The organism is Streptomyces aureoversilis (assembly GCF_042657885.1).
GTDB lineage: Bacteria > Actinomycetota > Actinomycetes > Streptomycetales > Streptomycetaceae > Streptomyces > Streptomyces aureoversilis.
The window spans coordinates 306,410-326,661 of the sequence record NZ_JBHSKJ010000007.1 but is presented as its reverse complement, the minus strand read 5'-3'; the positions used below and the strand labels follow the sequence as shown (position 1 = coordinate 326,661).

The following is a 20,252-nucleotide window of genomic DNA, read 5'->3' as shown; positions in this document are numbered from 1 at the left end:
GACCACGTGGGACCATCGACGGGTCGGCGAGGCCGCCGGCCCGGGAATCTCCGGGGCCGCCCGCGCGTTGTCGACGGTGCGGCCACCGCAATCGCGGCCGCCACCTCCCAACGATGCAAAGGATCAAATGACCTCCTCTTCTTCCCTTCCCCAGGACCGGCAGAGCCTTCCGGAGAGCCTTCGGGCCGACGCCCTGATGGAAGAGGACGTCGCCTGGAGCCACGAGATCGACGGGGAGCGCGACGGCGAGCAGTACGACCGCTCCGAGCGGGCGGCCCTGCGGCGCGTGGTCGGTCTCTCCACCGAGCTGGAGGACGTCACCGAGGTCGAGTACCGGCAGCTGCGCCTGGAGCGCGTGGTGCTGGTCGGCGTCTGGACCTCCGGCACGGTCAGGGACGCGGAGAACTCCCTCGCGGAGCTCGCCGCGCTCGCCGAGACCGCAGGTGCCCTGGTGCTCGACGGCGTGATCCAGCGCCGCGACAAGCCGGACCCCGCCACGTACATCGGCTCGGGCAAGGCCCAGGAGCTGCGGGACATCGTCCTGGAGTCCGGCGCCGACACCGTCGTCTGCGACGGTGAGCTCAGCCCCGGCCAGCTCATCCAGCTGGAGGACGTCGTCAAGGTCAAGGTGGTCGACCGCACCGCCCTGATCCTCGACATCTTCGCCCAGCACGCCAAGTCCCGCGAGGGCAAGGCGCAGGTCTCCCTCGCGCAGATGCAGTACATGCTGCCGCGCCTGCGCGGCTGGGGCCAGTCGCTGTCCCGGCAGATGGGTGGTGGCGGCTCCGGCTCGTCCGGCGGCGGCATGGCCACCCGTGGCCCCGGTGAGACCAAGATCGAGACGGACCGGCGGCGGATCCGCGAGAAGATGGCGAAGATGCGCCGGGAGATCGCGGAGATGAAGACCGGCCGCGACGTCAAGCGCCAGGAGCGCCGGCGGAACAAGGTCCCGTCGGTGGCCATCGCCGGCTACACCAACGCCGGAAAGTCCTCGCTGCTCAACCGGCTCACCGGAGCCGGCGTCCTGGTGGAGAACGCCCTGTTCGCCACCCTGGACCCGACCGTGCGCCGGGCGGAGACGCCCAGCGGGCGGGTCTACACCCTGGCCGACACCGTCGGCTTCGTCCGGCACCTGCCGCACCACCTCGTCGAGGCGTTCCGCTCCACCATGGAGGAGGTCGGCGACTCCGATCTCATCCTGCACGTGGTCGACGGCTCGCACCCGGTGCCGGAGGAGCAGCTGGCCGCCGTGCGCGAGGTCATCCGCGACGTCGGCGCGGTCGACGTGCCCGAGATCGTCGTGATCAACAAGGCGGATGCGGCCGACCCGCTGGTCCTGCAGCGGCTGCTGCGGATAGAGAAGCACTCGATCGCGGTGTCGGCGCGCAGCGGCGAGGGCATCGAGGAGCTCCTCGCCCTGATCGACGCGGAGCTGCCGCGCCCGGCCGTGGAGATCGAGGCGCTCGTGCCGTACACGCACGGTTCGCTGATCGCGCGGGCGCACGCCGACGGCGAGGTCATCTCCGAGGAGCACACCCCGGAGGGCACGCTGCTCAAGGCACGGGTGCACGAGGAGCTCGCCGCCGAGCTCCAGCGGTACGTGCCCGCGGCCCGCGGCTGACGTCCCGCGGCGCTCGCGCCACGGCGTCACCGCCGGTGTCACCGTCACATGCGGAAGGCCCGCTCCCCCGAACCGGGGGAGCGGGCCTTCCGCATGTACGTGATCCGTGATGCCTCGCGGCTACTGCGCCCGCGGCGACCGCGACGTCACCGGTTGGCGAACTTCCCGCTGATGGCGTCGTAGACGCCCTTGGCCTCCGGGCCCAGGCGCGGGCCGGCCAGCCAGGTGCTGTTGGCCGGGCCGATCGAGGTGTTCGAAACCAGCCTCACCTTGCCGTCGGGCCCCTTGGCGAACCAGCCGCCACCGGACGAACCGCCGGTCATCGTGCAGCCGATGCGGTACATCGTCGGCTCGTTCGGGTCGAGCGTCAGCCGGCCCGGCTTGTCGATGCAGTCGTACATCTTCTGGCCGTCGAAGGGCGCCGCCGCCGGGTAGCCCCAAGCACCCATGGACTGGATGGACTTCACCTGGGGGGTGCTGAAGTCGACCGTGAGGGCGTTGCCGACGGTCTCCTCCAGGGACTTGCCGGAGCCGCCCTCGGGCTTCACGTGCAGCACGGCGAAGTCGTACGGTGCGCCCGCGCCGCCGGTCTCGGCACCCTGCTTGATCCACTGCGCGGACGTCTGCGCCCAGTCCGCCCACCACACGCCGTACGGAGCGACGTCCTGCACCGGCGCGCTGTTGACCTGGGCGCCCGGCAGGCCCTTGTCGTTGTACGACGGCACGAAGGCGATGTTGCGGTACCAGCCGCCCTTCGTGCCGGCGTGCACGCAGTGGCCCGCGGTCCACACCATGTTGGACTTGCCGGGGTGCGCCGGGTCCTTGACGACCGTGGCCGAGCAGACCATGTGGCCCTGGGGGCTGTCGAAGAAGACCTTGCCGACCGGGGCCGCGTTGTTGTGGTACGGCACGTTGACGGACTTGGCCCGGACCGGCCGCGGCTCGGGGTCGGTCACGCCCTGGTCACCGGAGGCGCCCGGCGCCGTGCCCGGCGCACCCTGCGTGGCGAGCGTCTTGTCGCTGGGGCGGGCGTCCTTCATCGTGTCGGGCTTCCAGTGGCCCTTGATGATCGGGTTGATGAAGTCGCGGGCCTCGCGGAGCCACTGCTCCTTGTCCCAGTTCTTCCAGGCGCCGTTCTTCCACTTCTCCAGGTCCTTCAGGGAACTGGGAAGGTTCTTGGGCAGCTCGAGGCCCTCGTCGGCCTTCTGCGAGGCGGTGGCGCTGGGCTTGTCGCTCCCCGCGGCCTCGTCCTCGGTCGGGCCGCACGCGGTGGCGGTCAGCGCCAGCGCGGCCGTCAGAGCGGCCGCGGCCAGCGCGGGCCTGCGGATGGATGGCATGGAGTGGGTCCCCCTGATCGTTCTGTTCGGACGTGTCCGCAATGTCGCGGCCACGCTGTGGAGTTGTCATGCACCGCCCCAGCGGGCGAGGCCGGGCCCCACTATGCCGGTGCGTGAGGAGACGGGAACGAGCGGGTCCTCGGTTCCGCCGTGAAGGATCTTGACGGCGGGCCGTGATCCGTCGCGTGCGGCGTCGTTACTACGTACGGGGGAGTGCCGACCAGCGTTCAGCAGGAGGAGCCAGAGCCGTGGCCTTGACCCAGCTACCGCCCACGGAGCCGTCGGCCGCAGCGCACGAAGGCATCCTCCGGCGGCAGTCGTCCCGCGAATCGGCCGCCCGTACGTATGCCCGGTCGCTGCCCATCGTGCCGGTGCGTGCCCGGGGGCTGACGATCGAGGGCGCGGACGGCCGCCGGTATCTCGACTGCCTCTCGGGGGCCGGCTCGCTCGCGCTGGGGCACAATCACCCGGTCGTGCTGGAGGCCATCCGCTCCGTCCTTGACTCCGGCGCGCCCCTGCACGTGCTCGACCTGGCCACCCCGGTCAAGGACGCCTTCACGGACGAGCTGTTCGCCACGCTGCCCCGGGAGCTGGCGGAGTCGGGCCGCGTCCAGTTCTGCGGCCCGGCCGGCACCGACGCCGTGGAGGCCGCCTTCAAACTCGTGCGCACCGCCACCGGCCGCGACGGCCTGCTCGCCTTCACGGGGGCGTACCACGGCATGACGGAGGGGGCGCTCGCCGCCTCGGGCGCGGCGCCGAGCGTGCGGGTGACCCGGCTTCCCTATCCGCAGGACTACCGCTGCCCGTTCGGCATCGGCGGGGAGAACGGGGCGCGCCTCGCCGCCCGCTGGACCGAGAGCCTCCTGGACGACCCCAAGAGCGGGGTGCGCCGCCCGGCCGCGATGATCGTCGAACCCGTGCAGGGCGAAGGCGGCGTCCTGCCCGCGCCCGACGGCTGGCTGCGCCGGATGCGCGCGCTCACCGCGGCGCGCTCCATCCCGCTCATCGCCGACGAGGTGCAGACGGGCGTGGGCCGCACCGGCGCCTTCTGGGCGGTCGAGCACAGCGGGATCGTGCCCGACGTGATGGTCCTGTCCAAGGCCATCGGCGGGAGCCTCCCGCTCGCCGTCATCGTCTACCGCGGCGACCTCGACATCTGGCAGCCCGGCGACCACGCCGGCACGTTCCGGGGCAACCAGCTCGCGATGGCCGCGGGAGCGGCCACGCTGCGCCACGTCAGGGAGAACGGCCTGGCCGAGCGGGCCGCCACGCTGGGCGCGCGCCTGCTGGACCGGCTGCGGCGGCTGGCGGGGGAGTACGACTGCATCGGCGAGGTCCGCGGGGCCGGACTCATGATCGGCATCGAATTCGTCGCCCCGGAGGGGGAGCGTTCGGAGGGGGAGCGCACGGAGGACGGCCGTCTGCCGGCCGCCCGCGCGGGGGAGATCGCCGCGCTCCCGTCCCCCGGCGACGGCCCTGCCGCCGGGCCGCTGCCGGCCTCGCCCGAGCGCGCCGCGGCCGTCCAGCGCGAGTGCCTGCGCCGGGGCCTGATCGTCGAGCTGGGCGGCCGTCACTCCTGTGTCGTCCGCCTCCTGCCGCCCCTGACCATCACCGACGAGCAGACCGAGGCGGTCCTCGAGCGGCTCGCCGACGCCGTCGCCGCGGTCTGCCGGCCCGGCCGCCGCATCCCCGCCCCGAGCACACCGAAGGAGGCAGGCGCCGCATCCCCGGCCTGACGCCGCGACGTGCACGCCGTACACCGCATGAACGCATCCACCGGGACCGGTGCTTCCACGGCCGGACAGGACAGTGAACCGGCCCCCGAGCGGCAGACCGTGGTCTCCGCCGTCCCCCGCCAGGGCGGCGGCCCGCGCGACGGGACCGCGGACGCGAGCCTTCCGTGCGCCCCCGACCCGCTGGAACACCCCGACCCCGGCCGCGCAGCCGACGCCGCCGCCGTGGAGAACCTCCTGCGCTGCTGGATCCGCGAGACCGGCGTCCCCCGGCCCGGCGGACCCGAACTGCACCTGCCCCTCCTCGCGAGCGGGACGGCCCTGCGGGTCCCCGTGACCTACTGGTCCGCCGCAGGCTGGCACCGCTTCGGACCGCCGGCCCTGGCGGACGCCCCCGATGACGCCCCTGCCGTCGACGCCGTCACCCTGGCGGCGCTCCTCGGCCGCGAAACCGCCCACCATGCCGCCCGCGCCGGATGCGGCCGCACGGACGGAACGGTCGAGCTCGTCGGCAGAGTGGCGGACTCCGCGCGGCGTACGGCGGTCTTCCTCGCCGACCGGCTGGCCCGGCCCGCCGACCCGGAGGCGGGCGAGCTCTTCCTCTACGCCGAGCAGTCCCTGCTCCTCGGCCATCCCCTCCACCCCACGCCCAAGAGCCGCGAAGGCCTCTCCGACACCGAGGCGCACGTCTACTCCCCGGAGCTGCGCGGGGCCTTCCCGCTGCACTGGATGGCCGTCCACCGCTCCCTGCTCGCCATGGACTCGGCGTGGACCGAGCGGGGCCGGCCCGTCGACGCCGTCACCCTCGCCGCCCGGCTCGCCGGCCCGGAGCTGCGCCTGCCCGAGGACACCGCGGCGCTGCCCCTGCACCCCTGGCAGGCCCACGACGTCCGCAGCCGCCCCGGCGTCCGCCGGCTCCTGGACGCCGGCCTGCTGCACGACCTCGGCCCCCTCGGCGCGCCCTGGTACGCCACCTCGTCCGTACGGACCGTCCACCGGCCCGGCGCCCCCGCGATGCTGAAGCTCTCCCTGGGCCTGCGCATCACCAACTCCCGCCGGGAGAACCTCCGCAAAGAGCTGCACCGCGGCGTCGAGGTGCACCGCCTGCTGCGCAGCGGCCTCGCCGAGCAGTGGCGCGCGGCCTGCCCGGGCGGGCTGGGCTTCGACGTCGTCCGCGACCCCGCCTGGCTCGCCGTGGACACTCCCGAGGGCGCTCCGCTGACCGGCATCGACGCCGTCATCCGGCACAACCCCTTCGGCCCCGGTGACGACGCCGTCTGCCTCGCCGGGCTCGTGTCGCCGAGGCCTTGGCCCGCCCCGGCGTACCAGGAGCATCAACAGCATCAGGAGTACCAGGAGCGCCAAGAGCATCAAGAGCACCCCGGCGGGCCCGGCGGGCGGCCGGTCATGCGCTCGCGTCTCGCGCACATCGTGGCCCGCCTTGCGCACCGTACCGGCCGCCCCGCGGGAGCCGTCTCCGCGGAGTGGTTCCTGCGCTACCTGGAGGCGGTCGTGCGCCCCGTGCTCTGGCTGGACGGCGAGGCGGGCATCGCCCTGGAGGCCCACCAGCAGAACACGCTCGTCCTCCTGGACCGGGAGGGCTGGCCCGCGGGCGGCCGCTACCGCGACAACCAGGGCTACTACTTCCGCGCCTCCCACCGGGACGCCCTCGAACGGCGGCTGCCCGGAATCGGCGCGGAGAGCGACACCTTCGTGTCCGACGAGGTCACCGACGAGAGGTTCACCTACTACCTCGGCATCAATAACGTCCTCGGCCTGATCGGGGCGTTCGGCGCGCAGCGCCTCGCCGACGAACAGATCCTGCTGGCCGCGCTGCGCCGCTTCCTCAAGGACGCCGTGGCCGGCCCGGCCGCCGGCCGCTCCACCCTGCCCGCCCGCCTTCTCGAAGCGCCCACCCTGCGCTGCAAGGCCAACATGCTGACCAGGCTGCAGGGGCTCGACGAGCTCGTCGGCCCGGTCGACACCCAGTCCGTCTACGTCACCATCGCCAACCCCCTGGTCACGTCGGCCCGATGACCGGCGCGAGCCCCGGCCCCGGGCGAACGGGGCCCTTGAGGACACGGGCCCCCGCGGGCCCACGGGATCCCGGACACCGAGGGGATCCTCCGAGAGGAGAGCGTCTCCGTGCCGCCCACCGACCCCAGCGAAGGCCCGGGCCCCGGCCCGGGCACCGACCACCTCCGCGCCGGCTCCACGATCGCCGGCGTCGCGAGGCCGAGCGTCGATGACTGCGCCCCCGCGGGCGCCGGTGCCGGCCCGCCGACCGACAAGCCGACCGACAACGAGACCACGCTCGAACTGAAGCTGTCCGAAGACTTCGTCGAACTCATCGACCACGGCCCCCCGGAGCCGGCCGCGATCACCGCGGGCCGCGGGCCCGCCGGGGCCATCGGCCCGGGATCCGACCTCCTCGACTCCCTCGCCGACTGGGGGCCCGCCGACACCGGCGCGGGCACCTTCCAGCTCGTGCCGGTCCGGGTCGAGCGCGACGTGCGGCTCATCACCCGCTGGATGAACGACCCGGCCGTCGCGGCGTTCTGGAAGCTGGGCGGGCCCGAGAGCGTGACCGAGGCCCACCTGCGCGCCCAGACCGGCGGTGACGGCCGCAGCATCCCCTGCCTCGGGGTGCTCGACGGCGTGCCGATGAGCTACTGGGAGGTCTACCGCGCCGACCTCGACCCCATCGCGCGCCACTACCCGGCCCGCCCGCACGACACCGGGATCCACCTGCTGATCGGCAAGGTCGCCGACCGGGGCCGCGGCGTCGGCACCCGCCTGCTGCGGACCGTCGCCGACCTCGTCCTGGACCACCGGCCGTCCTGCGGGCGCGTCGTCGCCGAACCCGACCTGCGCAACACCCCGTGCGTCTCCGCGTTCCTGAGCGCAGGCTTCCGGCTGACCGCGGAAATCGACCTTCCGGACAAGCGCGCGGCCCTGGTGACCCGCGACCGCGCCCTGCGCACCCTCCTCTAGGACCGCCCCACCCCCCGGCCGCCCCCTGCTCCTCCACCGCACTCCGCCGGAACCTCCCCCTCCGATCCGTTCCTCTCCGATCCGTTCGTCCCCGTTCCTCCACCCACCGGCCTTCCGAGCCCACCCACCCATCGGCCTCCTCGCCATCGGCCTACTCAAAGGAGCCCCCTTGCCTCCTTCGCCCCGGCCCGAACGTCTCGCCGGCCCCGACTGGTCCCTCGCGGGCGCCCATCTGCTCGCCAAGATGCTCGGTGAACTCAGCTACGAGGGCGTGCTGACTCCCGAGCCCGACGACGCGGCCGAGGCGCGCGCCACCGCCTACCGGCTGTCCTTAACGGAAGAGGTGACCTACCGCTTCCGCGCACACCGGAGCGCGTACGGCCACTGGCGGGTCGACCCGGACTCAGTGACCCCCTCCCAGGACCCCCTCCGCTTCCTCGCCCTCGCCCACGACACCGTCCTCGGCCTCTCCGGCGACACCACCGGCCACCTGGCCAGGGAACTCCTCGCCACCCTCTCCGCCGACACCCGCCTCCGGGCGAGCGCCCTCAGCGCGGCGGACCTGGCCGACCTCGACTACGCCGCGCTGGAAGGCCACCAGACCGGGCACCCCTGGCTGATCGCCAACAAGGGCCGGCTCGGCTTCTCCGCCTCCGACGCCGACCGGTGGGCCCCAGAGGCCCGCACCCCGCGCCGCCTGCCCTGGATCGCCGCCCACCGCGACCTCGCGCACTACCGGGCCGTCCCCGCACTGGCCACCCCCGACCTGCTCTACGCCGAGGAGCTCGCCCCCGGCACCCGCGCCGACTTCGCCCGCACCGTCGCCGACCACGGCCGCGACCCCGCCGACTACCTCTGGCTCCCCGTCCACCCCTGGCAGTGGGACGAGACCGTCGCCCCCCTCTTCGCGCCCTGTCTCGCCGACGGATCCATCATCCCCCTGCCCACTGACAACGACCTCCGGCTGCCCCAGCAGTCCGTCCGCACCTTCCTCAACACCAGCCGTCCGCACGCCCGGACCGTGAAGCTCCCGCTCTCGATCCTTAACACGCTCGTCTGGCGCGGCCTGCCGACCGAGCGCACCCTCGCCGCCCCCGCGGTCACCGCCTGGGTCCAGTCCCTGCGCGACTCCGACGACTTCCTCCGGGACGAGACCCGGGTGATCCTCCTCGGCGAGACCGCCTCCGTAACCGTCGAGCACCCCCTCTACGACCGTGTGCCCGGCGTCCCCTACCAGTACAAGGAGCTGCTCGGCTGCATCTGGCGCGAGCCCCTCGACCCCGCCCTCGCCCCCGGGGAGCGCGCCCGCACCCTCGCGGCCCTGCTGCACACCGACCCCGCCGGCCGCTCCTTCACCGCCGAGCTCGTCGACCGCTCGGGCCTCGCCCCGGCCGACTGGCTCCGCCGCCTCTTCACCGCGCTGCTCCCGCCGCTCCTGCGCTTCCTCTACCGCTACGGCACCGTCTTCTCCCCGCACGGCGAGAACGCCATCGTCGTCTTCGACGAGAACGACGTGCCCACGCGCCTCGCGGTGAAGGACTTCGTCGACGACATCAACATCAGCGCCGTTCCCCTCCCCGAGCACGCCGCGATGCCCGACGACGTGAGGGACGTGCTGCTCACCGAACCGCCGGGCTTCCTCACCCAGTTCATCCACTCCGGCCTCTTCGTCGGCGTCTTCCGCTACCTCGCGCCGCTGTGCGAGGAGCAGCTCGGGGTGCCGGAGGCCACCTTCTGGTCGCTCGTGCGGGCGGAGATCACGGGGCACCACGAGCGCTTCCCGCGGATGAAGGACCGCTACGAGACCTTCGACCTGCTCACCCCGCGGATCGAGCGGCTCTGCCTCAACCGCAACCGGCTGCACCTCGACGGCTACCGCGACCGCCCGGAACGCCCGCACGCGGCCGTCCACGGCACCGTGCCCAATCCGCTGCACATTCCGTGACGGCGCCGCCGATGTCAGTGCCGCCCCTTAGGGTGGAAGAGCTATGACTGCCTCCTCCTCGCCCTCCCTCACCGACCTGCTGCACGCCGCCGTCACCGCCGTCGGCGGCACGGAGCGGCCCGGTCAGGTCACCATGGCCGAAGCCGTCGCCGAAGCCGTCGACGGCGACTCCCACCTGCTCGTGCAGGCGGGCACCGGCACCGGCAAGTCCCTCGGCTATCTGGTGCCGGCCCTGGCCCACGGCGAGCGCGTGGTGGTGGCCACCGCGACGCTGGCGCTCCAGCGCCAGCTCGTGGAGCGCGATCTTCCGCGGACGGTGGACGCCCTGCAGCCGCTGCTGCGCCGCCGCCCGCAGTTCGCCATGCTCAAGGGCCGGTCCAATTACCTGTGCCTGCACCGGCTGCACGAGGGGGTCCCGCAGGACGAGGAGGAGGGCCTCTTCGACCCCTTCGAGGCGGCGGCGCCCTCCAGCAAGCTCGGCAAGGACCTGCTGCGCATGCGCGACTGGGCCGACGAGACCGAGACGGGCGACCGCGACGATCTCACCCCCGGCGTCTCCGACCGGGCGTGGTCCCAGGTGTCGGTCACGTCCCGGGAGTGCCTGGGCGCCTCGAAGTGCGCGTACGGCGCCGAGTGCTTCGCCGAGGCCGCCCGGGAGCGGGCCAAGCTCGCCGACGTGGTGGTCACCAACCACGCCCTGCTGGCCATCGACGCCATCGAGGGCGCCCCGGTGCTCCCCGGCCACGAGGTCCTCATCGTCGACGAGGCCCACGAGCTGGTCTCCCGGGTCACCGGCGTCGCCACCGGCGAGCTCACCCCCGGCCAGGTCAACCGCGCGGTGCGCCGCGCGGCCAAGCTCGTCGACGAGAAGGCCGCCGATGCCCTGCAGACCGCGGCCGAGAGCTTCGAGCGCCTGATGGAGCTGGCCCTCCCGGGCCGGCTGGAGGAGATCCCCGACGATCTCGGGTACGCCCTGATGGCACTGCGCGACGCCGCCCGGACGGTCATCTCGGCCATCGGCAACACCCGCGACAAGTCCGTCCAGGACGAGGACGCGGTCCGCAAGCAGGCCCTGGCCTCCGTGGAGAACATCCACGCGGTCGCCGAGCGCATCGTGGAGGGCTCCGAGTACGACGTCGTCTGGTACGAGCGCCACGACCGCTTCGGGGCGTCCCTGCGCGTCGCCCCGCTCTCCGTCTCCGGGCTGCTGCGCGAGAAGCTCTTCAACGAGCGGTCCGTGGTGCTCACCTCGGCCACGCTCAAGCTCGGCGGTGACTTCAACGGCGTGGCCGCCTCCCTGGGGCTGGCCCCCGAGGGCACCGGCGGCGCGGAGAGCCCCGAGTGGAAGGGCGTCGACGTCGGCTCGCCGTTCGACTATCCCAAGCAGGGCATCCTCTACGTCGCCCAGCACCTGTCCCAGCCCGGCCGCGAGGGGGGCCGCAAGGACATGCTCGACGAGCTGGCCGAGCTGGTGGAGGCCGCCGGCGGGCGGACCCTCGGGCTGTTCTCCTCGATGCGCGCCGCCCAGGCCGCGGCCGAGGAGCTGCGCGGCCGGCTCGACGTGCCGATCCTGCTGCAGGGCGAGGAGACGCTCGGCGAGCTGATCCGTAACTTCGCCGCCGATGCCCGTACGTGCCTGTTCGGCACGCTGTCCCTGTGGCAGGGGGTCGATGTGCCGGGACCGAGCTGCCAGCTGGTGGTGATGGACCGGGTGCCCTTCCCGCGGCCGGACGATCCTCTGATGAGCGCCCGGCAGAAGGCGGTGGAGGAAGCGGGCGGCAACGGCTTCATGGCCGTGGCGGCGACGCATGCGGCGCTGCTGATGGCCCAGGGCGCCGGCCGGCTCGTCCGGGCCTCGGGGGACCGCGGTGTCGTCGCCGTGCTCGACCCCCGGCTGGCCACGGCCCGCTACGGCGGCTTCCTGAAGTCGTCCCTGCCGGACTTCTGGTACACCATGGACCGTAATCAGGTGCGCCGCTCCCTGGCGGCGATCGACGAGGCGGCGAAGGCGGAGGGCCGCTAGGACCGCCTGGCGGCTGGGCCTGTGCTGCCGGCAGAGCCCGCCGATGGAGCTGGTAGGGCGATAGCCGGAATGGCCCGGCGGCCCGATGGCCGATAGGAGAGCCGGCAAGGAAAAGAGCCCCGGAACCGGCGCAGGTGGTTCCGGGGCCCGGCCTTGCGGCCCTGTGCCTCACACGCGGCGCAGTACCGCCACGACCTTGCCGAGGATGGTGGCCTCGTCGCCGGGGATCGGCTGGTAGGCGGCGTTGTGCGGCAGCAGCCACACGTGCCCGTCCTCGCGCTTGAAGCGCTTGACCGTGGCCTCCCCGTCGAGCATGGCGGCCACGATGTCGCCGTTCTCCGCGACGGGCTGGCGGCGGACCGTCACCCAGTCGCCGTCACAGATGGCCGCCTCGATCATGGAGTCGCCGACGACCTTCAGGACGAACAGCTCGCCGTCGCCGACCAGTTGGCGGGGGAGCGGGAAGACGTCCTCCACGGACTCCTCGGCGAGGATGGGGCCACCCGCGGCGATCCGGCCGACGAGCGGCACGTAGGAGGCGGCGGGCTTGCCGGTGGTGTCCGTGGGCTGCGAGCTGGGCTGGTCGGAGCCGCGCACCTCGTAGGCCCGGGGGCGGTGCGGATCCCTGCGCAGGAAGCCCTTGCGCTCCAGGGCCATGAGCTGGTGGGCCACGGACGAGGTGCTCGACAGCCCCACCGCCTGGCCGATCTCCCGCATGGAGGGTGGGTAGCCCCGGCGCTGGACGGAATCCCTGATCACTTCGATGACCCGCCGTTGGCGGTCGGTGAGACCCGAGCTGTCGGCCCGGATGCCTGGAGGTCGTCCCGGGAGGGCCCGAGCGGGCTTCTGCCCCTCGGTGCTCATGGCTGCGTCATTCATCGGGTGTGCCTGGTCGAGTCGGTTCTGGGAGCGGTCCTGGGCGGTGATTGTGGCGCTGTCTGCGGTGGTGGTCACGTCGGCCCCTCTCGAAATGTTCTCCCTAGCTGGACAACGGTAGTTGCTTTCGAAAGGTTGCGCCAAACACACGTTCGAGTGAAATATCGAAGTTTGCCTGACGTGATCAAGGCTGAGGGTGTACGGCTGAAGATCAATTCGACCTATTACGGTACCCTTCGGTGCGAAGCGCACCGAGCGGGCCGCCCGTCCGTACGGGCCTCGTGCAGGCCCGTACGGTCGCCCCCGGACCCTTCCGTGCAGCGGCTCCGCGGTGGTCCCAGTGTGTCATCAAAGCCCCCGTGCCCCTGCTGCCGGGGCGGCTCGCGTAGGGTCGTGACCGGTCCTCGCGACTGCGAAACGCGTCCGGCGCGGCTCACCGCACGGCACCAGATCTAGTGGTTTGATTGGCGGAAGCCGCCCACAGGTTGTGGTCGAGGGGCGTCGCCGGTCATTTGCGGGCGCCGTCATCGCCTATGCTTGGGGCTGCTTCGCAAGGCCCCCGTTCGAGGGTCGGCCGAGGCTGAAGATCGTGCACAGTCCTACGAGGGTGAGGAGGGTGGAGAGCCATGCACTGCCCCTTCTGCAGGCACCCCGACAGCCGCGTCGTCGACAGCCGGACCACCGATGACGGCTGCTCGATCCGCCGGCGGCGCCAGTGCCCCGACTGCTCCCGTCGTTTCACGACCGTGGAGACCGCGTCGCTGATGGTGATCAAGCGGAGCGGGGTCACCGAGCCCTTCAGTCGCACGAAGGTCATCTCCGGAGTGCGCAAGGCCTGCCAGGGCCGCCCGGTCACCGAGGACGCCCTGGCCCAGCTCGGTCAGCGGGTGGAGGAGGCGGTGCGCGCCACGGGCAGCGCCGAGCTCTCCACCCATGACGTGGGTCTCGCCATACTCGGCCCCCTCCGGGACCTCGACCTGGTCGCGTACCTGCGGTTCGCGTCCGTGTACCAGGCGTTCGACTCGCTCGAGGACTTCGAGGCCGCCGTCGCGGAGCTCCGCGAGCAGCGGTCCGCCGCGATCGCCGGCGACGGTGACGGGGACCCGCAGGTTCCCGCGCCCACCGCGGCCGCCGAGTAGCCGCGGCCACCACAGACCTGCCCGGCGCGCCGCGCGCCCGGGCGAAGACAGTACATAGCGCGCCACGGAAGAATTGGGCGCATTAGGGCGTTTTGCCCGTAGAGGGAGGCGGCATGACCGAGACGACGAGCGGCCCGGCACGAGGTTCCCGCGCCAAGGGGAACAAGGGCGGCAAGGGTCTGCGTATCGAGCGCATCCACACCACCCCCGGTGTGCACCCGTACGACGAGGTCGTGTGGGAGCGCCGTGACGTCGTCATGACCAACTGGCGCGACGGCTCGATCAACTTCGAGCAGCGCGGCGTGGAGTTCCCCGACTTCTGGTCGGTGAACGCGGTCAACATCGTCACGAGCAAGTACTTCCGCGGTGCCACGGGTTCGCCCGAGCGCGAGTCCAGCCTCCGTCAGCTCATCGACCGGGTCGTGCTGACCTACCGCAAGGCGGGCGAGCAGCACGGCTACTTCGCCTCCCCGGCGGACGCCGAGATCTTCGAGCACGAGCTGACCTACGCCCTGCTGCACCAGGTCTTCAGCTTCAACTCCCCGGTCTGGTTCAACGTCGGCACCAAGCAGCCGCAGCAGGTCTCCGCCTGCTTCATCCTCTCCGTCGACGACTCCATGGAGTCGATCCTCGACTGGTACAAGGAAGAGGGGATGATCTTCAAGGGCGGCTCCGGCGCCGGCCTGAACCTCTCCCGCATCCGCTCCTCCAAGGAGCTGCTCTCCTCCGGCGGCAACGCCTCCGGCCCGGTCTCCTTCATGCGCGGCGCCGACGCCTCCGCAGGAACGATCAAGTCGGGCGGTGCCACGCGCCGCGCGGCCAAGATGGTCGTCCTCGACGTCGACCACCCCGACGTCGAGGCCTTCATCGAGACCAAGGTGAAGGAGGAGGAGAAGGTCCGCGCCCTGCGCGATGCCGGCTTCGACATGGACCTGGGCGGCGACGACATCACCTCCGTCCAGTACCAGAACGCCAACAACTCCGTCCGCGTCAACGACGAGTTCATGAAGGCCGTCGAGACCGGCTCGAAGTTCGGGCTGCGCGCCCGGATGACCGGTGAGGTCATCGAGGAGATCGACGCCAAGGGCCTCTTCCGCAAGATGGCCGAGGCCGCGTGGGCCTGCGCCGACCCGGGCATCCAGTACGACGACACGATCAACCACTGGCACACCTCGCCGGAGTCGGGCCGGATCACCGCGTCCAACCCGTGCAGCGAGTACATGCACCTGGACAACTCCTCGTGCAACCTCGCCTCCCTCAACCTCATGAAGTTCCTCCGCGACGACGACAAGGGCAACCAGTCGTTCGACGCCGAGCGCTTCGCCAAGGTCGTCGAGCTCGTCATCACGGCGATGGACATCTCCATCTGCTTCGCCGACTTCCCGACCGAGAAGATCGGCGAGACCACCCGCGCCTTCCGCCAGCTGGGCATCGGCTACGCCAACCTCGGCGCGCTGCTGATGGCCACCGGCCACGCCTACGACAGCGACGGCGGCCGCGCCCTCGCCGGTGCCATCACCTCCCTGATGACCGGCACCTCCTACAAGCGCTCCGCCGAGCTGGCCGCGGTCGTCGGCCCGTACGACGGCTACGCCCGCAACGCCGACGCCCACAAGCGCGTCATGCGGCAGCACGCCGACGCCAACGGTGTCGCCCGGCGCATGGACGACCTGGACACCCCGGTGTGGGCCGCGGCGACCGAGGCCTGGCAGGACGTCGTCCGCCTCGGCGAGAATAACGGCTTCCGCAACGCCCAGGCGTCCGTCCTGGCGCCCACCGGCACCATCGGCCTGATGATGGACTGCGACACCACGGGCGTCGAGCCGGACCTGGCCCTGGTCAAGTTCAAGAAGCTCGTCGGCGGCGGCTCGATGCAGATCGTGAACAACACGGTGCCGAAGGCGCTCAAGCGCCTGGGCTACCAGCCGGAGCAGATCGAGGCGATCGTCGCCCACATCGCCGAGCACGGCAACGTGATCGACGCCCCGGGCCTGAAGGCCGAGCACTACGAGGTCTTCGACTGCGCCATGGGCGAGCGCGCGATCTCCGCCATGGGCCACGTGCGCATGATGGCCGCCGCGCAGCCGTTCCTGTCGGGCGCGATCTCCAAGACGGTGAACCTGCCGGAGTCGGCCACCGTCGAGGAGGTTGAAGAGGTCTACTTCGAGGGCTGGAAGCTCGGCCTGAAGGCCCTCGCGATCTACCGCGACAACTGCAAGGTCGGCCAGCCGCTCTCCGCCAAGAAGAAGGAGGAGGCCAAGGCCCCCGAGGCCGCCGCCCCCGCCGCCGCGGAGAAGGTCGTCGAGTACCGCCCCGTCCGCAAGCGCCTCCCCAAGGGCCGCCCGGGCATCACCACCTCCTTCACGGTGGGCGGCGCCGAGGGCTACATGACCGCCAACTCCTACCCGGACGACGGTCTCGGCGAGGTCTTCCTCAAGATGTCCAAGCAGGGCTCGACCCTCGCGGGCATGATGGACGCCTTCTCGATCGCCGTCTCGGTCGGCCTGCAGTACGGCGTGCCGCTGGAGACCTACGTCTCGAAGTTCACCAACATGCGCTTCGAGCCGGCCGGCATGACCGACGACCCGGACGTGCGGATGGCGCAGTCGATCGTCGACTACATCTTCCGCCGCCTGGCGCTGGACTTCCTGCCCTTCGAGACCCGCTCGGCGCTCGGCATCCACTCCGCCGAGGAGCGTCAGCGCCACCTCGACACCGGTTCCTACGAGCCGATCGACGAGGACGTCGACGTGGAGGGCCTCGCCCAGTCCGCGCCGCGCCAGACCGAGGCCCCGAAGCCGGCCCAGCCGGCCGCCGCCGCGGCGGTCCCCGCGCCGAAGCAGGCCCACAACTCCACCGAGCTGGTGGAGATGCAGCTGGGTCTGAACGCGGACGCGCCGCTGTGCTTCTCCTGCGGCACGAAGATGCGCCGTGCGGGCAGCTGCTACCTCTGCGAGGGCTGCGGCTCGACCAGCGGCTGCAGCTGACGCGGCCGCCGCGCCGCGCGGGACGGCGGGTTCTCCGCCGATCGGCGGCTGATCAGTGAGTGAAGGCGGTGGCCGGAGGAAGTCCTCCGGCCACCGCCTTCGTCATGCCCCGCCCTCGTCAGGGCCGTGCGGCGATGTGCCGAATTCCCTTTCGTCCGCGGTGATCGGCACGTCGTTGATGCTGGCCTCGCGGCGCCGCATCAGACCGTCCGGGGCGAATTCCCATTGCTCGTTCCCGTAGCTGCGCCACCACTGGCCGCCGGCGTCGCGCCACTCGTAGCGGAAGCAGACCGATATCCGGTTGCCGGACCACGACCAGAGCTCCTTGCGCAGCCGGTAGTCCAGTTCCTTCTCCCATTTGCGACGGAGAAAGGCCCGGATCTCGTCGCGGCCGGTGATGAATTCGTGCCGGTTCCGCCAGACGCAGTCCTCCGTGTACGCGAGGGCGACCCGTTCGGGGTCGCGGCTGTTCCAGGCGTCCTCGGCGGCCTGGACCTTGGCCCGGGCGGAGGATTCGTCGAAGGGGGGCAGGGGTGGACGCTGAGTCATCGCATGCCTTCCGGACGCAGGACGGAATGAGGGAATGAGGGAACAAGGGAATGGCGGACCGATGGAGAACGGTCGTTCTCTCGTCCTCGGGTAGCCTAGAGAACGATCGTTCTCCGCGCCAGCCCGGGAGGGGCAATGGACATCGCCGAAGCCGACGGCCGACTGCTCGACGCAGCGGAATCCCTGTTCTACGAGCACGGTGTGCAGGCCGTCGGGATGGACCGGATCCGCGCGGCGTCCGGGGTCTCGCTCAAGCGCCTCTACCAGCGCTTCCCGTCGAAGGAAGTCCTGGTGGAGGCCTATCTGCGACGCCGTGACGAGCGCTGGCGCGGCGCCCTGGCCGCGTACGTCGCCGCGTGCCCCTCGGTGGCGGCGCGTCCCCTCGCGGTCTTCGACTGGCTGGAGGAATGGTTCGGCGAGCCGGATTTCCGCGGCTGTGCGTTCATCAATGCGTACGGCGAATTGGGCACGGGTTCCCCGGCCGTGGCCGAAGCCGTACGGGACCACAAGGCGGAGGTGCTGCGGTACCTGACCGGGCTCGTGCGCGACGCCGGCGTCCCGGAGCCCGGGCCGGTGGCCGAGCAGCTGGCCGTCCTGACCGACGGCGCGATCACCACGGCGGCGGTCACCGGAGCGCCCGGCGCCGCGCGCAGGGGCCGGGAGGCCGCCGCGGTATTGCTGGAGGCTGCGGGCGCTGCGCAGGCGGCGTGACGGCGGCCGAAAGCGTTCCGCGCCGAGGGTGAATACTGTCGGGTGAACGGCCGAGGGGAGAGAGCAGTAATGACGGGTGAGTTCGTGTGGGGCGGCGGGGATCTGGACCTCGGCACCTATCTGGCGCGCATCGGAGTCGGGGGAACGGTCCGGCCGGACCTCGCGACGCTGAGGGCGGTGCACCGCGGCCATGTGGCCGCCTTCCCCTTCGAGAACCTGGAAATCCTGCTCGGGCGGCCGATCCTGCTGGACGTCAAGGCGCTGCAGGACAAGATGGTTGCGCAACGTCGCGGAGGCTACTGCTACGAGCAGAATCTGCTGTTCGCCGCGGCCCTGGAGCGCATCGGATTCTCGTTCACGGGTATCGGCGCGCGGGTCAGGATGGGCAGTGACAAGCTTCGCCCGGTCACCCACATGGCGCTCAAGGTCGAGGCGGACGGCGAGCAGTGGCTGTGCGACGTCGGGTTCGGCGGGGAGGGGCTGCTGGAGCCCCTGCCCTTCCGGGACGGGGTGCAGGCCCGGCAGGGCGGCTGGACGTTCGGCATCGAGCGGGAGTCGCAGGACGTACGGGTGCTGCGCTCGCTCCACCCGGAGGGCTGGTTCGACCTGTACGCCTTCGGCCCGGAGGAACGTTTCCCGGTCGACTACACCGTGATGAACCACTACATCTCCACGCACCCGCACTCGCCCTTCGTCTCGCGCGTGGTGGTACAGCAGACGGAGCCCGGCATACGGCGGAGTCTGGTGGGCTCCATGCTCGTATCCGCCCGCCCCGACGGTTCCGAGGAGCAACGGGAGGTGCCCGTGGCGGAGTTGGTGGAGGTGCTGGCGCGTGAGTTCCGGATCGGGCTCGACGAGGCCGACGGCGTGACCCTCGCACGGGTGCAGTCCTCCGGTACGTGACTGCGGGCCGCCGCCCGGGCCGTACGATGGCGCGGTGCTGGTCAAGTGGACTCGCTGCACCGTGGTCGACCGCCGCGGCTTCGAACGCGGACAACGCAAATGGGCGGGCCTGCTCGGCGAGCCCGGGTTCCGGGGGCAGGGCGGAGGCTGGAGCAGAGGGCGCCCGCATGTGGTGCACCTTTTCGGCTTCTGGGAGAGCCGGGCGTTCTACGACTCCTTCATGGCGCGCTCCCACGACCGGCTCGCGGCGTCCCAGGCGGGAACCTTCAAGAACGCCCAAGTGCGGCTGTTCGAGCACCGGTTTGACGTGAAGGTCGGCTTCCGGCCGCAGTTCGCGGATGCGGACGTGGTGCGGATCGCCCACTGCCGGGTCCGGGAGGAGCGCGTGGAGCACTTCACCCTGATGCAGGAGAAGGTGTGGAACCCGGCCATGGCCGGGTCCCCGGGGATGCTGCGCGGCGTCTTCGGGGAGGCGCCGGGCCGGGAGTTCCTGGTGCTGTCCGTGTGGAACTCCGAGGCCGAGCACGGGAAGTACCGCGCGGAGCGGGTCGAACGGCTCGCCCTGCGTGCGCAGACCGAGGCCGACGTGGCGTCGGTCGGCGGCGACATCATCGCGTTGGAGCCTTCCTGGACGGTGTGACGGCCGGTCCGGCGTGTGGAGAACCGGGCGGACCGGGCGTTGTGTTCGTGCCGTTGCTGCTGGTGCAGTTGCTGTGCTCGTGCGGGTGCTGTGCTCGTACGGGCGTCAGGCCGGTTGCGCGAACACGCCCGCGCGGGCCGCGGCGAGGGCGGCGTCCGCGGCCTGGTCGGCGACGGCGTCGTCGAGGGGCTCCCGGGTGATGAACAGCCGGAAGAACAGCGGGGCCGACACGGCCCGGGCGAGGGAGCCGTGGTCGGTGCCGGCCGGCACCTCGCCGCGGGCGACGGCCCGTTCGACCAGGGGCGCGCAGCGCGCGAAGCGCTCGGCGTAGAAGGCGCGCAGGGCCTCCGCCGCCCGCTCCGACTGGAACGCGGCGACGATGAAGGCCGCCGGTGCCGCGCCTGCGGCCGGGTCGCCGAAGGTGTCGACGACCTCCTGTGCCAGGGCGTGCAGATCGCCCCTGAGGGTGCCCGTGTCGGGCGGCGTCCACGTGTCTTCTCCGGCGAGGTCCAGTGCGTCGGCGACGAGCCCTTCGACGCCGCCCCAGCGGCGGTAGAGCGTCGTCTTGTGGACGCCGGACTGCTCGGCGACGTACTCCACGGTGAGCCCCGGATAGCCGTACTCGACCAGGCCCGTGAGGACGGCGTCGCGCACGGCCGCGCGGGTGCGGGCGGTGCGGCCGCCGGGCCGCACCGTGCCCGGCGCGGAAGAGGGCGGGGAGGAGGCGGAGGGGGAAGCCGAGGGGGACGGGGGCGTCGGGGAGGAAGGCGTCGAAGGCAACTGCAACTCCTGTT

General features: G+C 72.0%; 15 protein-coding genes. 11 read left to right on the top strand and 4 right to left on the bottom strand.

The features are described 5' to 3' along the window. Positions 1 to 127 precede the first annotated feature (127 nt). Positions 128 to 1,621 (top strand): GTPase HflX, encoded by a 1,494-nt coding sequence (gene hflX / locus ACFPP6_RS15175; RefSeq protein WP_382041684.1) that lies wholly within the window; start codon positions 128 to 130, stop codon positions 1,619 to 1,621. 146 nt (positions 1,622 to 1,767) lie between these two features. Here the strand turns inward: hflX and ACFPP6_RS15170 are convergent, their stop codons facing one another. Next, a complete protein-coding gene (locus ACFPP6_RS15170) occupies positions 1,768 to 2,958 on the bottom strand; it encodes a trypsin-like serine peptidase (RefSeq protein WP_382041682.1) in 1,191 nt (396 codons plus the stop codon). A gap of 248 nt (positions 2,959 to 3,206) precedes the next feature. On the opposite strand from ACFPP6_RS15170, the gene ACFPP6_RS15165 reads away from it, so the two are divergent. From ACFPP6_RS15165 to ACFPP6_RS15145, 5 genes are all read left to right on the top strand, one after another. Then, positions 3,207 to 4,694: a diaminobutyrate--2-oxoglutarate transaminase family protein gene (locus ACFPP6_RS15165; RefSeq protein WP_382041679.1), complete on the top strand. Its 1,488-nt coding sequence runs from the start codon at positions 3,207 to 3,209 to the stop codon at positions 4,692 to 4,694. 27 nt (positions 4,695 to 4,721) lie between these two features. Further along, positions 4,722 to 6,728 (top strand): IucA/IucC family protein, encoded by a 2,007-nt coding sequence (locus tag ACFPP6_RS15160; protein ID WP_382041676.1) that lies wholly within the window; start codon positions 4,722 to 4,724, stop codon positions 6,726 to 6,728. 108 nt (positions 6,729 to 6,836) lie between these two features. Continuing rightward, the gene (locus ACFPP6_RS15155; protein ID WP_382041673.1) at positions 6,837 to 7,685 is read left to right on the top strand and encodes a GNAT family N-acetyltransferase; all 849 of its coding nucleotides are present in this window, start codon (positions 6,837 to 6,839) and stop codon (positions 7,683 to 7,685) included. Between the two features lie 169 nt (positions 7,686 to 7,854). Continuing rightward, the gene (locus tag ACFPP6_RS15150; RefSeq protein WP_382041670.1) at positions 7,855 to 9,630 is read left to right on the top strand and encodes an IucA/IucC family protein; all 1,776 of its coding nucleotides are present in this window, start codon (positions 7,855 to 7,857) and stop codon (positions 9,628 to 9,630) included. A gap of 43 nt (positions 9,631 to 9,673) precedes the next feature. Continuing rightward, the gene (locus ACFPP6_RS15145) at positions 9,674 to 11,653 is read left to right on the top strand and encodes an ATP-dependent DNA helicase (protein WP_382041667.1); all 1,980 of its coding nucleotides are present in this window, start codon (positions 9,674 to 9,676) and stop codon (positions 11,651 to 11,653) included. 168 nt (positions 11,654 to 11,821) lie between these two features. Here ACFPP6_RS15145 and lexA read toward each other — a convergent pair whose 3' ends face one another. After that, entirely contained in the window at positions 11,822 to 12,607 is a 786-nt protein-coding gene (gene lexA / locus ACFPP6_RS15140) for a transcriptional repressor LexA (RefSeq protein ID WP_058047270.1), read from the bottom strand. 548 nt (positions 12,608 to 13,155) lie between these two features. On the opposite strand from lexA, the gene nrdR reads away from it, so the two are divergent. Next, the gene (nrdR, locus tag ACFPP6_RS15135; RefSeq protein WP_382041664.1) at positions 13,156 to 13,668 is read left to right on the top strand and encodes a transcriptional regulator NrdR; all 513 of its coding nucleotides are present in this window, start codon (positions 13,156 to 13,158) and stop codon (positions 13,666 to 13,668) included. Between the two features lie 113 nt (positions 13,669 to 13,781). Then, positions 13,782 to 16,655 (top strand): vitamin B12-dependent ribonucleotide reductase, encoded by a 2,874-nt coding sequence (locus tag ACFPP6_RS15130; protein ID WP_382041662.1) that lies wholly within the window; start codon positions 13,782 to 13,784, stop codon positions 16,653 to 16,655. A gap of 102 nt (positions 16,656 to 16,757) precedes the next feature. Here the strand turns inward: ACFPP6_RS15130 and ACFPP6_RS15125 are convergent, their stop codons facing one another. Next, a complete protein-coding gene (locus ACFPP6_RS15125) occupies positions 16,758 to 17,204 on the bottom strand; it encodes a nuclear transport factor 2 family protein (RefSeq protein ID WP_382041659.1) in 447 nt (148 codons plus the stop codon). A 135-nt stretch (positions 17,205 to 17,339) separates the two neighbouring features. Between ACFPP6_RS15125 and ACFPP6_RS15120 the strand changes: the two genes are divergently transcribed. From ACFPP6_RS15120 to ACFPP6_RS15110, 3 genes are all read left to right on the top strand, one after another. After that, positions 17,340 to 17,915 (top strand): TetR/AcrR family transcriptional regulator, encoded by a 576-nt coding sequence (locus tag ACFPP6_RS15120; RefSeq protein WP_382041656.1) that lies wholly within the window; start codon positions 17,340 to 17,342, stop codon positions 17,913 to 17,915. Positions 17,916 to 17,984: 69 nt separating this feature from the next. Continuing rightward, a complete protein-coding gene (locus ACFPP6_RS15115; RefSeq protein WP_382041653.1) occupies positions 17,985 to 18,818 on the top strand; it encodes an arylamine N-acetyltransferase family protein in 834 nt (277 codons plus the stop codon). Positions 18,819 to 18,852: 34 nt separating this feature from the next. Next, positions 18,853 to 19,458: a YdbC family protein gene (locus tag ACFPP6_RS15110; protein ID WP_382041651.1), complete on the top strand. Its 606-nt coding sequence runs from the start codon at positions 18,853 to 18,855 to the stop codon at positions 19,456 to 19,458. A gap of 105 nt (positions 19,459 to 19,563) precedes the next feature. Here the strand turns inward: ACFPP6_RS15110 and ACFPP6_RS15105 are convergent, their stop codons facing one another. Then, entirely contained in the window at positions 19,564 to 20,244 is a 681-nt protein-coding gene (locus ACFPP6_RS15105) for a TetR/AcrR family transcriptional regulator (protein ID WP_382041648.1), read from the bottom strand. Positions 20,245 to 20,252 lie beyond the last annotated feature (8 nt).

Coding starts and splice junctions, on each gene's coding strand:
- hflX (WP_382041684.1), top strand. CDS start 128: ATGACCTCCTCTTCTTCCCTTCCCCAGGACCGGCAGAGCCTTCCGGAG.
- ACFPP6_RS15170 (WP_382041682.1), bottom strand. CDS start 2,958: ATGCCATCCATCCGCAGGCCCGCGCTGGCCGCGGCCGCTCTGACGGCC.
- ACFPP6_RS15160 (WP_382041676.1), top strand. CDS start 4,722: ATGAACGCATCCACCGGGACCGGTGCTTCCACGGCCGGACAGGACAGT.
- ACFPP6_RS15145 (WP_382041667.1), top strand. CDS start 9,674: ATGACTGCCTCCTCCTCGCCCTCCCTCACCGACCTGCTGCACGCCGCC.
- nrdR (WP_382041664.1), top strand. CDS start 13,156: ATGCACTGCCCCTTCTGCAGGCACCCCGACAGCCGCGTCGTCGACAGC.
- ACFPP6_RS15130 (WP_382041662.1), top strand. CDS start 13,782: ATGACCGAGACGACGAGCGGCCCGGCACGAGGTTCCCGCGCCAAGGGG.
- ACFPP6_RS15125 (WP_382041659.1), bottom strand. CDS start 17,204: ATGACTCAGCGTCCACCCCTGCCCCCCTTCGACGAATCCTCCGCCCGG.
- ACFPP6_RS15120 (WP_382041656.1), top strand. CDS start 17,340: ATGGACATCGCCGAAGCCGACGGCCGACTGCTCGACGCAGCGGAATCC.
- ACFPP6_RS15115 (WP_382041653.1), top strand. CDS start 17,985: ATGACGGGTGAGTTCGTGTGGGGCGGCGGGGATCTGGACCTCGGCACC.